Source organism: Enterobacter mori LMG 25706, from assembly GCF_000211415.1.
Taxonomy (GTDB): Bacteria; Pseudomonadota; Gammaproteobacteria; order Enterobacterales; family Enterobacteriaceae; genus Enterobacter; species Enterobacter mori.
This window is the reverse complement of sequence record NZ_GL890775.1, coordinates 618,794-633,094: the sequence shown is the minus strand read 5'-3', so window position 1 is coordinate 633,094 and position 14,301 is coordinate 618,794. Positions and strand designations below refer to the sequence as shown.

The 14,301-nt window shown below is 56.0% G+C and carries 16 protein-coding genes; 8 read left to right on the top strand and 8 right to left on the bottom strand.

The window, feature by feature from the left end:
- The 5 genes from ENTMO_RS26495 to nfsA all read right to left on the bottom strand — a co-directional run.
- A partial coding sequence (locus ENTMO_RS26495) for an ATP-binding cassette domain-containing protein (protein ID WP_010429066.1) occupies positions 1-473 on the bottom strand: 473 nt, incomplete at its 3' end.
- A gap of 102 nt (positions 474-575) precedes the next feature.
- A complete protein-coding gene (gene potF, locus ENTMO_RS0108065; protein WP_010429062.1) occupies positions 576-1,688 on the bottom strand; it encodes a spermidine/putrescine ABC transporter substrate-binding protein PotF in 1,113 nt (370 codons plus the stop codon).
- A gap of 352 nt (positions 1,689-2,040) precedes the next feature.
- On the bottom strand, positions 2,041-2,517 hold the full coding sequence (locus ENTMO_RS0108055) for a YbjN domain-containing protein (RefSeq protein WP_010429060.1): 477 nt from the start codon (positions 2,515-2,517) through the stop codon (positions 2,041-2,043).
- 63 nt (positions 2,518-2,580) lie between these two features.
- Positions 2,581-3,483 carry a 30S ribosomal protein S6--L-glutamate ligase gene (rimK, locus tag ENTMO_RS0108050; RefSeq protein ID WP_010429057.1) on the bottom strand — a complete coding sequence of 301 codons (903 nt, stop codon included), beginning with the start codon at positions 3,481-3,483 and terminating at the stop codon, positions 2,581-2,583.
- A gap of 64 nt (positions 3,484-3,547) precedes the next feature.
- Positions 3,548-4,270, bottom strand: coding sequence for a nitroreductase NfsA (gene nfsA, locus ENTMO_RS0108045; RefSeq protein ID WP_010429052.1), 723 nt, complete (start codon positions 4,268-4,270; stop codon positions 3,548-3,550).
- A gap of 184 nt (positions 4,271-4,454) precedes the next feature.
- Here nfsA and ENTMO_RS0108040 point away from each other — a divergent pair, with 184 nt between their 5' ends.
- On the top strand, positions 4,455-4,724 hold the full coding sequence (locus ENTMO_RS0108040; RefSeq protein WP_010429050.1) for a GrxA family glutaredoxin: 270 nt from the start codon (positions 4,455-4,457) through the stop codon (positions 4,722-4,724).
- Positions 4,725-4,754: 30 nt separating this feature from the next.
- Here ENTMO_RS0108040 and ENTMO_RS0108035 read toward each other — a convergent pair whose 3' ends face one another.
- Complete coding sequence (locus tag ENTMO_RS0108035) at positions 4,755-5,129, bottom strand: inner membrane protein YbjM (protein ID WP_010429047.1); 375 nt, start codon at positions 5,127-5,129, stop codon at positions 4,755-4,757.
- A gap of 273 nt (positions 5,130-5,402) precedes the next feature.
- On the opposite strand from ENTMO_RS0108035, the gene ENTMO_RS0108030 reads away from it, so the two are divergent.
- The 4 genes from ENTMO_RS0108030 to arsC all read left to right on the top strand — a co-directional run bounded on the left by ENTMO_RS0108030 (position 5,403) and on the right by arsC (position 9,437).
- The gene (locus tag ENTMO_RS0108030) at positions 5,403-7,088 is read left to right on the top strand and encodes an aspartate:alanine antiporter (protein ID WP_010429045.1); all 1,686 of its coding nucleotides are present in this window, start codon (positions 5,403-5,405) and stop codon (positions 7,086-7,088) included.
- Between the two features lie 254 nt (positions 7,089-7,342).
- Positions 7,343-7,663 (top strand): metalloregulator ArsR/SmtB family transcription factor, encoded by a 321-nt coding sequence (locus ENTMO_RS0108025; protein WP_010429042.1) that lies wholly within the window; start codon positions 7,343-7,345, stop codon positions 7,661-7,663.
- Between the two features lie 40 nt (positions 7,664-7,703).
- Positions 7,704-8,993 (top strand): arsenic transporter, encoded by a 1,290-nt coding sequence (locus tag ENTMO_RS0108020; RefSeq protein ID WP_010429038.1) that lies wholly within the window; start codon positions 7,704-7,706, stop codon positions 8,991-8,993.
- A gap of 12 nt (positions 8,994-9,005) precedes the next feature.
- Complete coding sequence (gene arsC / locus ENTMO_RS0108015) at positions 9,006-9,437, top strand: glutaredoxin-dependent arsenate reductase (protein WP_010429035.1); 432 nt, start codon at positions 9,006-9,008, stop codon at positions 9,435-9,437.
- Positions 9,438-9,460: 23 nt separating this feature from the next.
- On the opposite strand, the gene ENTMO_RS0108010 is transcribed toward arsC, so the two are convergent.
- A complete protein-coding gene (locus ENTMO_RS0108010) occupies positions 9,461-10,012 on the bottom strand; it encodes a TetR/AcrR family transcriptional regulator (RefSeq protein ID WP_010429031.1) in 552 nt (183 codons plus the stop codon).
- An 81-nt stretch (positions 10,013-10,093) separates the two neighbouring features.
- On the opposite strand from ENTMO_RS0108010, the gene ENTMO_RS0108005 reads away from it, so the two are divergent.
- Complete coding sequence (locus ENTMO_RS0108005; RefSeq protein WP_029485016.1) at positions 10,094-11,308, top strand: MFS transporter; 1,215 nt, start codon at positions 10,094-10,096, stop codon at positions 11,306-11,308.
- Positions 11,298-12,110, top strand: a complete 813-nt coding sequence (locus tag ENTMO_RS0108000; protein ID WP_010429026.1) for a Cof-type HAD-IIB family hydrolase — start codon at positions 11,298-11,300, stop codon at positions 12,108-12,110. The genes ENTMO_RS0108005 and ENTMO_RS0108000 overlap by 11 nt, the downstream gene beginning before the upstream one ends.
- A gap of 59 nt (positions 12,111-12,169) precedes the next feature.
- Here the strand turns inward: ENTMO_RS0108000 and ENTMO_RS0107995 are convergent, their stop codons facing one another.
- Positions 12,170-13,402, bottom strand: a complete 1,233-nt coding sequence (locus tag ENTMO_RS0107995; RefSeq protein ID WP_010429024.1) for an MFS transporter — start codon at positions 13,400-13,402, stop codon at positions 12,170-12,172.
- A gap of 168 nt (positions 13,403-13,570) precedes the next feature.
- On the opposite strand from ENTMO_RS0107995, the gene ENTMO_RS0107990 reads away from it, so the two are divergent.
- Positions 13,571-14,299, top strand: coding sequence for a phosphatase PAP2 family protein (locus ENTMO_RS0107990; RefSeq protein ID WP_010429022.1), 729 nt, complete (start codon positions 13,571-13,573; stop codon positions 14,297-14,299).
- Positions 14,300-14,301: the final 2 nt, after the last annotated feature.

The window sequence follows — 14,301 nt, the reverse complement described above, 5'->3', positions numbered from 1 at the left end:
ACGCGCTGGCGCTGGCCGCCGGAGAGCTGGTGCGGTTTACGCTTCGCGAACTCCTGCATGTGCACCAGGCTCAGCATCTCGGCCACGCGCGCGGTAATTTCAGCCTTCGGCAGTTTGTCCTGCTTCAGGCCAAAGGCGATGTTTTGCTCCACCGTCATGTGCGGAAACAGCGCGTAGGACTGAAACATCATATTAATCGGACGCTGATACGGCGGCACGCTGGACAAGTCTACGCCGTCCAGCATGATTTGCCCGGCGGTAGGCTGTTCAAAACCCGCCAGCATACGCAGCAGGGTCGATTTTCCACAGCCGGATGCGCCCAGCAGCGCGAAGATTTCGCCTTTGTAGATCGTCAGGCTGACGTCGTCCACGGCATGCTGGCCGTCGAAAGATTTGGTGAGGTTACGAATTTCAAGCAGCGGGGTCAGCGCTTTACGGACTTTCGCCTGCGGGCGGGGGATCGCGTCATTCACGGGGTGTTCTCCGGTAGAGATCAAAACTGGTGCAGGCGCACCAGAACGGTGCGCCTGTTGCCGGGGTCGCTAACGCTTGCCCGGCCTACGACTCACGGTAACTTATTTACCGCTCTTCACCTTGGTCCACGCGCGGGTACGCACGCGGTCAATTTTGGGATCCTGAACTTTCAGGGTGAACAGCTTGGCAAACACGTCTGCCGGTGGATAAATCGCCGGGTTATTGCGGATCTCTTCGCTTACCAGCGGCACCGAGGCCTTATTACCGTTCGCGTAGTAAACGTGGTCGCTGATGTGGGCAATCACGTCCGGACGCATCAGATAGTTGAGGAACTGATAGGCTTCGTCTTTGTTCTTCGCATCAGCAGGCATCGCGAAGACGTCGAAGAACGCCAGCGCCCCCTCTTTTGGAATGAAGTAAGAGACGTTCACGCCGTTTTTCGCCTCTTTCGCGCGGTTAGCCGCCTGCCACACGTCACCTGCCCAGCCGATTGCGACGCAGATGTCGCCGTTTGCCAGGTCGTTGATGTACTGGGAAGAGTGGAAGTAGCGAATATTTGGACGCAGCTTCAGCAGCAGATCGGTCGCCGGGCCTGTGTAGTCATTGGCTTTGTTGCTGTTCGGGTCTTTACCCAGGTAATTCAGCACGGTGGCGAAAATCTCTTCCGGCGCATCAAGGAAGGAGACGCCGCAGCTTTTCAGTTTCTCAAGGTTTTCCGGCTTCAGCACCACATCCCAGCTGTCCAGCTTGACGTCCGGGCCGAGCGCCGCTTTCACTTTATCGACGTTGTAGCCGATACCGGTGGTCGCCCACAGATAAGGCATCGCGTATTTGTTGTCCGGGTCGTGCTTCGCCACCAGCTTCAGCACTTCCGGGTCGAGGTTTTTCCAGTTCGATAATTTGCTCTTATCCAGCGGCTGGAAAACGCCTGCGGTCAGCTGACGCTCAAGGAAGCTCGCAGAGGGCACCACCAGGTCAAAACCGGTGCTGCCCGCCATCAGCTTTCCTTCCAGCACTTCGTTGGAATCGAAAACGTCATAGACCACTTTAATGCCGGTCTCTTTTTCAAAATTAGCGACCGTATCCGGCGCGATATAGTCAGACCAGTTATAAACGTGCAGCGTTTTTTGTTCCGCAGCGAGCGTGCCGGCAGAGACGGCCATCAGAGCACCCGCAACCAGACCCGATAACCATTTTTTATTCAAGGCGATCATAGTGTTATTCCTTCTGAAAGCTCGTTAACAAACGAACCAAAACTGTGCAATCTGGATATATGCAAAAATCATGCATAGTTTGTCGTTCTGCCCGAAATAAAAATAAACCCCTTTCCTGGCAGGTTCCGCTCGCTTTTTTGTAAGCATCGCAAGAATAACTGTAGCCCGTGTCTCCGGCTATAGCCCAGACGAAAAAACGCCTTTTATCAATTTTTTATGCAGGTTATGTCTACGTGATAAGCCGAAAGGGCCTTCAGGGAGGTGAAAAATTCTTTAAGGAAAGGTTAAAAGCAGCAGAAAAAATGGCGTTATGCAGCCGCTCTGGTAGCGACTGCGCAAAAGTCAGACAGGCTTAGTGGAGAAAATTGGGAGATGCATCATTATTCTCTGCGTCATCTTCCGCGCTATACAGCAGATGATGTGCATTAGCTTCCATCATGACCATCGAAATTTGCTCTTCACTCAAGCGCATAAACCAGGCGAACTGCTTAAAGGATAAGCCAGCACCGGAGAATAAAGACTGGCAAACGACCAGTTTTGGCAGATTATCATCCTGTATGTCGAGAAATGCTTTCACCGTCAAGGAACTGGCGTTGATGGCCGAGAGATCGGAAGCCAGCGCCAGCAGCGCGGATGGCTTCACTTCGGCCAGCGCGGAGAAAAGGATCACGTCGTTAATCAGATCGACTTTAGCATCGAAAATGCCGTCGAAATTCTGCATATGAGGCAGATGCAGCGCCTGGCAGGAATCGCATTCAAAGAAGGTGATACCGGCATCATCAAGCCATTGACGTAACGTATCCAGTGTTGGAACGACCTGTAAATCCATCGCTGTGCAGCCTCTTATATAAAAACTTTGCATAGATTACGCAAAAAGCGTGCTCAATACCATTTAACCGCCCGTTTTCAGACAGTAACCCGGCGTGGCATGACGCTCGATCCAGGCGATCATTTTACCCGCAATATCGACACCTGTGGTTTTTTCCACGCCTTCCAACCCCGGCGAGGCATTGACCTCCATTACCAGCGGCCCGCGTGTCGCCCGCAGAAGATCGACTCCGGCCACGTCCAGCCCCAGCGTTTGCGCCGCCTTTACGGCAATCTCTCGTTCACGCTCGCTGATCTCTGCAACCCGCGCCACGCCCCCGCGATGGAGATTTGAACGGAAATCGCCCTCTTTCGCCTGGCGCTCAATGGCCGCCACCACTTCATTACCCACAACGAAGCAGCGAATATCGCGACCTTTGGCCTCTTCGATATACTCCTGCACCAGAATATGCGCGTTCAGACCGCGAAAGGCGTCAATCACGCTTTCCGCTGCCTGCCGCGTTTCTGCCAGCACCACGCCAATACCCTGCGTGCCTTCCACCAGTTTGATGACCAGCGGCGCACCGCCCACCATGTCGATCAGATCGCTGGTGTCGTCCGGTGAATGGGCAATCCCGGTGACGGGAAGATCGATCCCCTGACGCGCGAGCAGCTGTAGCGAACGCAGTTTATCGCGGGCGCGGGAAATGGCGACAGATTCATTGAGCGGATAGCTGCCCAGCATCTCGAACTGGCGCAGCGCGGCGGTGCCGTAATAGGTGATCTGAGAGCCGATGCGGGGGATCACCGCATCGAAATGCGGCAGCTTGCGGCCTTTGTAGTGAATCGACGACGCAGCAGGGTCGATGTTCATATAGCAGGACATCGGATCGAGGATCTCAACCTGATGCCCGCGTTTTGCCGCCGCCTCGCGCAGGCGTTTACATGAATAGAGCGTTCCATCCCGGGACAATATGGCAATTTTCACCCTGCACCTCTCTGAAGACATGGATAAAGCCTGCCTATCATACACGAGGCGCAGGAGGAATGGACTACCGCGTCGCCCAGCCCTGTTTATGAAGATAATCGAGAATAAACGGGCGATTTTCTTTAATGATGGTGCGACGAATATGGTCAGTCCATGTATCGCGACGGGTATTGCTGCCGCGCGTCATGTAGTAGTTCGCCAGCTCTTCATCATACTGATTCAGGACGTCCTGATTGACCGGCTGGTAGTGGTTTTCATGCACCAGCATCGCCGCAGGAATACGCGGTTTCAGATCCGGGTTATCCGCAGGCCAGCCGAGGCACAGGCCAAACAGCGGCAGTACGTGTTTTGGCAGCTTCAGCAGCTCAGTCACGCTTTCGATGTTATTACGCAGGCCGCCAATGTAGACGCAGCCTAACCCCAGCGATTCCGCCGCCGTAAAGGCGTTTTGCGCCATCAACGCAGTATCCACCACGCCCAGCAGCAGCTGTTCGGCCAGCCCCAGTTCGGCTTCAGGGCAGATTTGCAGATGGCGGTTAAAGTCGGCGCAGAACACCCAGAACTCTGCCGCCTGCGCCACATGCTTCTGCCCGCCGGTCAGCGTGACCAGCTGCTCGCGCATGGCCGGGTCGGTGATGCGGATAATCGAACTGCACTGCAGGAAGCTGGAGCTGGAGGTCGCCCGGGCGCTGTCAATAATCGCGGCACGCTGCGCCTCGGTAATCGGCTCATCGGTGAAGTGGCGAATGGAACGGTGGGACTGGAGCAGGTCTATGGTTGGCGTCATCTTCTCTCTCTTTATCTTGCTAAAACCCTATGGCAGCCAGTATAGGCAATGATGTGCGCGGTGTAATTGGCGAAACATAGCTCATAGGTATTATAACGACAGGCGAAACCTTCTTTAATGACGGCGGGTTATGGGGCACTATACGTGTCATTCGCCGTCAGGCTTGTTTTTTGAGGAGAGAGAAATGTTTGCAGTAATTTTTGGTCGTCCAGGGTGCCCTTACTGTGTTCGCGCAAAAGAGCTGGCTGAGAAACTGACCGAAGAGCGCGATGACTTCAACTTCCGTTATGTAGACATCCACGCGGAAGGCATCACCAAAGCCGATCTGGAAAAAACCGTCGGCAAGCCGGTTGAAACCGTACCGCAGATCTTCCTCGATCAGAAACACATCGGCGGCTGCACTGACTTTGAAGCCTACGCCAAAGAAAACCTGGGCCTGTTTGCCGCTCAGTAATGCGAAGACGCCCTCACCGCGAGGGCGTTTTTATTGCGGATGTTTGCGCCGGTGCAGCAGGCTGCGCACAAACAGATAGCAAAGCGCTCCCAGCGCACACCAGAACACCCCGCTCAGTAACCACGCCAGCTCCTGCCACAGACTTCTTGTCGGGACATACATCAGTCGCATCATCAGCAGGCACTGCGGTGCTGCCAGCATGGCCCCGAGCAGAGGCTTGATCACCTCTCCTTTACGCGAGAGAAAACTGGCTGCGGCGCCCGGCAGGATGAAAAAGAGCAAACCCAGTTCCGGATGACCGGACGCCCTGAATGCCCCCTTCACATTAAAAGCGAGCGACATGCAAACGACCGTAAACAGCAAAAAGCAGCTGACCACGCCCGCCCAGTTTCGTTTAATGTTCAAACTATCCTCCTGACTTATCTCTATCAAATACAACTTCGTCCAGTGGACGCCCAGTCAGATAAAGCAGTACGGCAATCCTTGCCAAAGCACGCACAGGCTGATGCGATAATAGGTGGCTGTCGGTAGCTAATACGATTAAACTAACCGCCAGCGCATGTTTTAGGGAATTTATTAGGAAGCAGGGAGTCGTGAAGTCTTTCCCTGGCCCTAAAAACAGTAGCCCAAATAGTCCTTTCATTCAACAACTTACTGGTAAACAAGAAGTTAGCCTCCGTGAATATAAACGTCGCAGACTTGTTAAATGGGAATTACATCCTGTTATTATTTGTGGTACTGGCGTTGGGCCTTTGCCTGGGTAAATTGCGCCTGGGTTCAGTTCAACTGGGTAATTCCATTGGCGTTTTAGTCGTCTCTTTATTATTAGGTCAGCAGCATTTCAGTATTAACACGGATGCGCTCAATTTAGGCTTCATGCTGTTTATTTTTTGTGTTGGCGTGGAAGCGGGGCCGAGCTTTTTTTCAGTTTTCTTCCGCGACGGCAAAAATTACCTGATGCTGGCGCTGGTGATGGTCGGCAGCGCGCTGCTGATTGCGTTAGGACTGGGCAAACTGTTTGGCTGGGATATCGGGTTAACGGCCGGTATGCTGGCAGGCTCCATGACATCCACCCCGGTGCTGGTGGGTGCGGGTGATACCCTGCGTCATTCCGGCATGCAAGGCGCACAGCTTTCCACCGCGCTCGACCACCTGAGTCTGGGCTATGCATTGACTTACCTTATTGGTCTGGTGAGCCTGATTGTGGGTGCGCGCTACCTGCCAAAATTGCAGCACCAGGATCTGCAGACCAGCGCACAGACAATTGCTCGCGAGCGCGGTCTGGACACGGACACCAAGCGTAAAGTCTATCTGCCTGTGATCCGCGCCTATCGCGTCGGGCCGGAGCTGGTGGCCTGGACCGACGGCAAAAACCTGCGCGAGCTGGGCATTTATCGCCAGACGGGCTGTTACATCGAACGTATTCGACGCAACGGCATTCTGGCAAACCCGGACGGCGACGCGGTGCTGCAGATGGGCGACGATATCGCGCTGGTGGGTTACCCGGACGCCCATGCCCGTCTCGATCCGAGCTTCCGCAACGGCAAAGAGGTGTTCGACCGCGACCTGCTCGACATGCGTATCGTCACCGAAGAGATCGTGGTGAAAAACCATAACGCCGTGGGCCGCCGTCTGGCGCAGCTGAAGCTAACCGATCACGGCTGCTTCCTCAACCGCGTGATCCGCAGCCAGATTGAGATGCCCATCGACGACAACGTCGTGCTCAACAAAGGTGACGTTTTGCAGGTGAGCGGCGACGCGCGACGCGTGAAAACCGTTGCTGACCGCATCGGCTTTATCTCCATCCACAGCCAGGTCACCGACCTGCTGGCCTTCTGCGCGTTCTTTATCGTCGGCCTGATGATCGGGATGATCACCTTCCAGTTCAGCAACTTTAGCTTCGGCATCGGTAACGCCGCCGGGCTGCTGTTCGCCGGGATCATGCTGGGCTTCCTGCGAGCCAACCACCCAACCTTCGGCTACATTCCGCAGGGCGCACTGAACATGGTGAAAGAGTTCGGTCTGATGGTCTTTATGGCAGGCGTGGGCTTAAGCGCGGGCAGCGGCATTGGCCACAGCCTGGGTGCCGTCGGCTGGCAGATGTTGGTTTCCGGACTTATCGTCAGCCTGGTGCCGGTGGTTATTTGCTTCCTGTTCGGCGCCTACGTGCTGCGCATGAACCGCGCCCTGCTCTTCGGGGCAATGATGGGCGCACGTACCTGTGCGCCAGCCATGGAAATCATCAGCGATACTGCGCGCAGCAATATCCCGGCCCTGGGCTATGCGGGAACCTACGCTATCGCGAACGTATTGCTTACGCTGGCGGGTACGCTGATCATCATCATCTGGCCAGGACTCGGATAAGTCTCAAGTTTGCGCGTGGTGAAAATTATTTTCGTTGCGCGCAGAACTTTTTTATCAGGGGGCAGTCATAACTAGTGCCACTGCTTTTCTTTGATGTCCCCAATTTGTGGAGCCCATCAACCCCGCCGTTTTGGTTCAAGGTTGATGGGTTTTTTGTTGCCTGAAATTCCCGTACTTCTCATCTCTGCTTCTCTCCTGCAATCAAAACATATATGATTATCCATATATACATTATTACACCTGCAGGAATTCCCATGATCCACCCGCTCCAGCTCTTCAAAACCCTCTCCGACGAAACGCGGCTCTCCATCGTCATGCTGCTCCGTGAAGCAGGAGAATTGTGCGTCTGCGATCTCTGCTCCGCGACCACCGAGTCGCAACCGAAAGTCTCCCGTCACATGGCCTTGTTGCGCGAGTCCGGGCTGGTGATCGATCGTCGCGAGGGGAAATGGGTCCATTACCGTCTCTCCCCCAACATGCCTGCGTGGGCGGCAAGCGTTATCGACAACAGCTGGAACTGCCTGCGGGAAGAGACGCGCATGAAGCTTAAAAACCGACTACCGGGCGCATGCTGATCGAAACACATTCACCAAAGAAGATATAATGGAGTAAACGATGTTTCTGGCAGGGGCTATTTTTCTCTTTACGCTGGTACTGGTCATTTGGCAGCCCAAAGGGCTCAGTATCGGCTGGAGCGCCACCATCGGCGCCGTGCTGGCGCTGGCCAGCGGCGTGATTCACATTAACGATATTCCGGTCGTGTGGAATATCGTCTGGAACGCCACGGCAACGTTTATCGCCGTCATCATCATCAGCCTGCTGCTGGATGAGTCCGGTTTTTTCGAGTGGGCGGCGCTGCATGTTGCCCGCTGGGGAAACGGTCGCGGGCGATTGCTGTTTACGTATATCGTGCTGCTGGGTGCAGCCGTGGCGGCGCTGTTTGCCAATGACGGTGCGGCACTGATCCTGACCCCTATCGTTATCGCCATGCTGCTGGCGCTGGGGTTCAGCAAGCAGGCCACGCTGGCGTTTGTGATGGCAGCAGGTTTTATCGCCGATACCGCCAGCCTGCCGCTGATTGTGTCCAACCTGGTCAACATCGTGTCGGCTGACTTCTTTAAGCTGGGGTTCAGCGAATACGCCTCAGTGATGATCCCGGTGGATATCGCCGCGATTGCCGCAACGCTGGTGATGCTGCACCTCTTCTTCCGTAAGAAAATTCCCCCGGAATATGACCTAGCAAAACTCCGCGAGCCCGCGCGGGCCATTCATGACCTCCCGACGTTCAAAACGGGCTGGATCGTGCTGCTGCTTCTTCTCGTTGGCTTCTTCGTGCTTGAACCTCTCGGCATTCCGGTCAGCGCCATCGCAACAGCTGGCGCGCTGATTTTATTCGCTGTCGCAAAACGCGGGCATGCGATTAACACCGGAAAAGTGCTGCGCGGCGCTCCGTGGCAGATCGTTATCTTCTCGCTGGGGATGTATCTGGTGGTGTACGGCCTGCGCAATGCCGGGCTGACGGAGTATCTCTCAGGCGTACTGGATAGCCTGGCCGGACACGGGCTGTGGGCCACCACGCTGGGTACCGGGTTCATCACCGCGTTCCTGTCATCCATAATGAACAATATGCCCACGGTGCTGATTGGCGCGCTCTCCATTGATGGCAGCACGGCTTCGGGATTGATCAAGGACGCGATGATTTATGCCAACGTGATTGGCTGCGATTTGGGGCCGAAAATCACGCCTATCGGTAGCCTCGCCACCCTGCTCTGGCTTCACGTGCTGGCGCAGAAAAACATGACGATTACCTGGGGCTACTATTTCCGGACGGGCATCGTTATGACGCTGCCCGTCCTGTTTGTGACGCTGGCCGCGCTGGCGCTACGTCTCTCCTTCACACTGTAATGAGCCACTGATATGAGCCACATAACTATCTACCACAACCCCGCCTGCGGCACCTCGCGCAACACGCTGGAGATGATCCGCAACAGCGGCACGGAGCCAGAGATTATCCTCTATCTGGAAACCCCACCGTCGCGCGATAAGCTGACCACACTGATTGCCGATATGGGCATTTCAGTGCGGGACCTGCTGCGTAAAAACGTGGCTCCCTATGAGCAGCTTGGCCTTGCCGAAGCTAACTTCACCGACGACCAGCTTATCGGTTTTATGCTGCAACACCCGATCCTGATTAACCGTCCGATCGTGGTAACGCCGCTGGGCACGCGCCTGTGCCGTCCGTCTGAAGTCGTCCTCGATATCCTGCCGGACGCGCAAAAAGGGGCGTTTACGAAAGAGGATGGCGAAGCCGTGGTGGACGCCAGCGGGAAACCCATCGGCCGCAAGTAGGTCTGTCTGGAGCACGGGGGTGCCTAACGACCGCCCTCGCCCGCAATCCTGCCCACCATCGCGCGGATCTCCTCCCGGCTTAAGGGCTTACGGTCGGTGACAAAATGCAGCGTCATCCCTTCAATAAACGCATCCAGCGCGCGGGTGGTGACCGGGTCGAACCACTGCTCCAGCGTGTCCTGGCTCATCTTCATCCAGTCCTGCATCACCGTTTTAAGGGCCGCGCTGCGGTGCATAAAAGCGTACAATTGGTACATCAGCGCCATGTTGTGCGGCGTGGTCACCTGCGAGCTGTGGATCAGCGTGGTGATGGACTCACACGCCATTTCCGGCCCTGTGACGCCCGCAAAGAAATCCCGATACTGCTGCGACATCTGCCGGGTAAACCACGTAAAGGCCTCTTCCAGCAACGATTCCATACCGTCAAAATAGTAGGTCATCGACCCCAGCGGTACGCCCGCGCAAGAGGCGATTTTACGGTGCGTGACGGCATGAATACCGTGCTCAGCGATGGTGTCCAGCGTCGCCTGGAGTATTTTTTCCCGGCGGTGCGGATCGTTGGGTGGTCTGCTCATAAATTCCTCATCCGGTTTATGTACAAATGTACACAAACTTGCTAGTGTTGTCGCTATTGTTGTACTTCTGGTGCTACCCCAATGACGTTGACCTCTCCCCGTAAGGCCCTGCAATTACGCATGTGGGCGCTGTTTATGTTCTTCTTTATTCCCGGGCTGCTGATGGCCTCCTGGGCCACGCGCACCCCGGCTATTCGCGATATTTTGTCCGTCTCTACCGCCGAGATGGGCATCGTGCTGTTCGGCCTGTCGATAGGCTCCATGAGCGGCATTCTCTGCTCCGCGTGGCTGGTTAAACGCTTTGGCACGCGGGCGGTGATCCGCACCACCATGTGCTGCGCGGTGTTCGGGATGATGGTGCTGAGCGTGGCGCTGTGGTTTGCCTCGCCGGTCCTGTTTGCCCTGGGGCTGACGGTCTTTGGCGGCAGCTTCGGCGCGGCGGAAGTGGCGATTAACGTCGAAGGGGCATCTGTCGAGCGTGAGATGAACAAAACCGTGCTGCCGATGATGCATGGCTTTTACAGCCTCGGCACGCTGGCGGGTGCGGGAGTGGGGATGGCGCTGACGGCGTTTGGCGTGGCGGCCAATCTGCATATTTTACTGGCGGCGCTGGTGTGCATTATTCCGATCCTGACGGGCATCCGGGCGATCCCGGACGGCACCGGTAAGAACTCCGCTGGCGAACAGCACTCGGCCGAAAAAGGGCTGCCCTTCTACCGCGACTTCCAACTGATGCTGATCGGCGTGGTGGTGCTGGCAATGGCGTTCGCGGAAGGTTCCGCCAACGACTGGCTACCGCTGCTGATGGTGGACGGTCACGGCTTCAGCCCGACCTCCGGCTCGCTGATTTACGCCGGGTTTACGCTGGGGATGACCGTCGGGCGCTTCACCGGCGGCTGGTTTATCGACCGCTACAGTCGCGTAGCGGTGGTGCGCGCCAGTGCCCTGCTCGGCGGGTTAGGCATCGCGATGATCATCTTTGTGGACGTGGACTGGATTGCAGGCGTTTCCGTGATCCTGTGGGGACTGGGAGCATCACTTGGCTTCCCGCTGACCATTTCCGCCGCCAGCGACACCGGCCCGGATGCGCCAACGCGCGTCAGCGTAGTGGCAACCACCGGTTACCTCGCCTTCCTGGTGGGACCGCCGCTGCTCGGTTTCCTCGGGGAGCACTACGGCCTGCGCAGCGCCATGCTGGTGGTATTAGGGTTAGTCATTATCGCGGCGCTGGTGGCGCGCGCGGTGGCAAAGCCGGAAGCAGAACAAACGACACTGGAGAAGGGATATGAGCGTTAAACTGATTGCAGTCGACATGGATGGCACCTTCCTGAGTGATGCGAAGACGTACAACCGCACGCGTTTTCTGGCGCAGTACGCGCGCATGAAGGCGCAAGGCATTCGCTTCGTGGTCGCCAGCGGCAACCAATACTACCAGCTGATCTCCTTTTTCCCGGAGATCGCGCATGAGATTGCGTTTGTTGCCGAAAACGGCGGCTGGGTCGTGAGCGAAGGTGAAGATGTCTTTAACGGTGAACTGTCGAAAGCCCATTTCGAGACCGTCGCGAATGTGTTAAATGACGTTCCGGGCATTGAGATTATCGCCTGCGGCAAAGGCAGCGCCTACACCCTCAAAGCCTATGACGATGCCTTCATTGATATGGCCTCAAAATATTATCACCGCCTCGAAAGAGTCAGTGATTTCGATAACCTGAACGATATTTTCTTCAAGTTTGGGCTTAACGTTTCCGATGATGAAATTCCGCGTATTCAGGCGCTGCTGCATGAAAGGCTGGGCGATATTATGGTGCCCGTCACCACCGGTCACGGCAGTATCGACCTGATTATCCCCGGCGTGCACAAAGCTAACGGCTTGCGCATTTTGCAGGCGCGATGGGGCATAGAGAACAGCGACGTGGTGGCCTTTGGCGACAGCGGCAACGACGTAGAAATGTTGCGCCAGTCAGGGTTTAGCTTTGCGATGGCCAATGCCAAACCGCATATTAAGGCGGTCGCCCGGTTTGAAGCGCAGCATAATAACGATGAAGGCGTTTTAAACGTGATTGAGAAGGTGTTGAACGGGGAAGCACCGTTTAATTGACCGCGTGCGGTCTGGTGCCCTCACCCTAGCCCTCTCCCACGGGAGAGGGAATAAACAGATCAAGGTTGCAGGGCACTTCCGATGCGTTTGTCTTTCAGGAACACCACCATTAATCCCACCCACAGCACGCCGTTGGCAAGGTTGAACAGGCTGAACAGCCCGTTGCCGCCAAACGCGTAAGCGTGCTTGCTCACCTCAATTCCGACGGTAAAAATCAACATCTGCAGCATGCCCATCGCGGCGGACACCGTGCCTTTACTCATTTCGCTGGCAAACAGCGTCAGGCGCACCAGTCCGGCATTCGCCACGCCAATACCAAAGGCATAGACGCTCAGCCCCGCGGTCATCCACAGGTAGGCGTGGGAAGAGGCCACCGTAGCGACCGCAGCCATGACCAACCCTGCCGCAATCGGCCAGCCGCCCATAATAATCAGCGAGCGAACGGTGCGGCGCGACGTCAGACGTGCCAGCACGAGGTTACCGGCGATCAGCGCGCCAAAGATCGGCACCTGCAGCAAACCGTACTCGTAACTGCTGAGTTTCTCACCGCTGATGATAATGACGGGCGACTGCGCAATCCACGCCAGCAGCGGCAGGCTGACAAAGCCCGTCGCCAGCGCGCCCGCGACAAAGCGGCCATTTTTCAACACCTCTTTGTAGTCGCGTCCCAGCTCTTTCAGGGAGAGTTTTTCACCCAGACGCGTAGCCGTTTCCGGCATCGCGCGGTGCAGACCAAAGAAGGAGATGGCAGCAAGGGCGGCGAAGAGTATGAACATCCCCTCCCACGGCGCAACGTGCACCCAGGCTGCGCCCACCAGCGGTCCCAGCAGCGGCGCAATCAGCGCCACGTTCGCCATCAGCGCGGTGATTTTGATACACACCGCCTCTTCAAACGACTCCTGAATAGCGGCATACCCCACGGCACCGATGAAGCACAGGCTCACCCCCTGCAGGAAACGCAGCAGGGTAAATTGTTCAATGTTTTGCGCGAGCAGCGTGGCAAGACAGGTGACAATAAACCACACCACGCCGGTCAGCATCACCGGACGACGACCAATACGGTCCGACAGCGGCCCTAACAGCCACTGTAAAAACATGCCGCCCGCCAGATAGGCGGTCATGGAGGTCGGCACCCACTCGATACCCGCGTTGTACTGTTCTACCACGGCCAGCATACCGGGCTGGATCATATCGTTGCCGATATAGGTAGAGAATTCGTAGAGCACCAGACACAGAGGGAAAAGTAACGCCTGACGTCCCAGACGATTACCGGAAGAAGAACGGTTTAACATGCAATCTCTTTATGATGAAAAAATCGCGATGAGTGTAATGAATTGCCGCAGCCCGAGATAGCAAATTATCGATAGTAAACAGAAATAAAGCACTTATCGTCGTCGTTTAAGGTTTCCTTAAGTTGACAGTTTTATGATAGCCCTATTTTCACGTCACTGACCCTAATTATGGCCTACACCTTCAGCCCTTCAGAATTGTCTAACTTGCCGACAAATAAGACAAAAGACCTTTACCGTTTGCCCCTGCGCTTTTATGGTTATCAGCTTTTCGTGCTGATTGTCCTCGCCGTCCTGTTTACCTGGCTTTCACGTGACGAAACGCTCGACAGATGGATCACCGGTTTCTGGTATGACGCAGCGACGCGCCATTTTCCGTTGCAGCAAAACCCGATGCTGGACCTGCTCAACCATCGGCTGGCGAAGTATGTCTCTATCGCCCTGGCTGCGGTTGCGCTGATTTACGGTGTCGTCAAGCGCAATGCCCGACTCCTCACGGCTGCGCTTCTGATGGGGCTGGGTGCACTGGTTGTCGGCGTGCTGAAAAGCATTAGCCACCATAGCTGTCCGTGGGATCTGGTGGAGTATGGCGGGAAGGCGGTTTCTTACCCCCTGTTTAGCGCGGTACCGGCAGACAGCGGACCGGGCCGTTGCTTCCCGGGCGGCCACTCGTCAAGCGGCTTTATGGTGATGGGGCTGTTTTTTGCCTTCTGGCGCGAACGTCCACGTCTGGCCTGGAGTTTCGTCGTGCTGGGTGCGGTATTGGGTCTGGTAATGGGTTACGGTCAGGTCATGCGCGGGGCGCATTTTTTCTCTCACAACCTGTGGGCTGGGTGGTGGGTCTGGTTTTCCCAGGTGGTGGTCTATGGCCTTGTTTCCGCCTGGTTTGCGAAAGAGTGACG

What these genes read in the sequence shown, in the direction of transcription:
- ENTMO_RS0108040 (WP_010429050.1), top strand. Translation starts at nt 4,455, where the DNA reads ATGTTTGCAGTAATTTTTGGTCGTCCAGGGTGCCCTTACTGTGTTCGC.
- potF (WP_010429062.1), bottom strand. Translation starts at nt 1,688, where the DNA reads ATGATCGCCTTGAATAAAAAATGGTTATCGGGTCTGGTTGCGGGTGCT.
- ENTMO_RS0108005 (WP_029485016.1), top strand. Translation starts at nt 10,094, where the DNA reads ATGACGTTGACCTCTCCCCGTAAGGCCCTGCAATTACGCATGTGGGCG.
- ENTMO_RS0108020 (WP_010429038.1), top strand. Translation starts at nt 7,704, where the DNA reads ATGTTTCTGGCAGGGGCTATTTTTCTCTTTACGCTGGTACTGGTCATT.
- ENTMO_RS0107995 (WP_010429024.1), bottom strand. Translation starts at nt 13,402, where the DNA reads ATGTTAAACCGTTCTTCTTCCGGTAATCGTCTGGGACGTCAGGCGTTA.
- ENTMO_RS0108055 (WP_010429060.1), bottom strand. Translation starts at nt 2,517, where the DNA reads ATGGATTTACAGGTCGTTCCAACACTGGATACGTTACGTCAATGGCTT.
- ENTMO_RS0108000 (WP_010429026.1), top strand. Translation starts at nt 11,298, where the DNA reads ATGAGCGTTAAACTGATTGCAGTCGACATGGATGGCACCTTCCTGAGT.
- arsC (WP_010429035.1), top strand. Translation starts at nt 9,006, where the DNA reads ATGAGCCACATAACTATCTACCACAACCCCGCCTGCGGCACCTCGCGC.
- ENTMO_RS0107990 (WP_010429022.1), top strand. Translation starts at nt 13,571, where the DNA reads ATGGCCTACACCTTCAGCCCTTCAGAATTGTCTAACTTGCCGACAAAT.
- ENTMO_RS0108010 (WP_010429031.1), bottom strand. Translation starts at nt 10,012, where the DNA reads ATGAGCAGACCACCCAACGATCCGCACCGCCGGGAAAAAATACTCCAG.
- ENTMO_RS0108025 (WP_010429042.1), top strand. Translation starts at nt 7,343, where the DNA reads ATGATCCACCCGCTCCAGCTCTTCAAAACCCTCTCCGACGAAACGCGG.
- nfsA (WP_010429052.1), bottom strand. Translation starts at nt 4,270, where the DNA reads ATGACGCCAACCATAGACCTGCTCCAGTCCCACCGTTCCATTCGCCAC.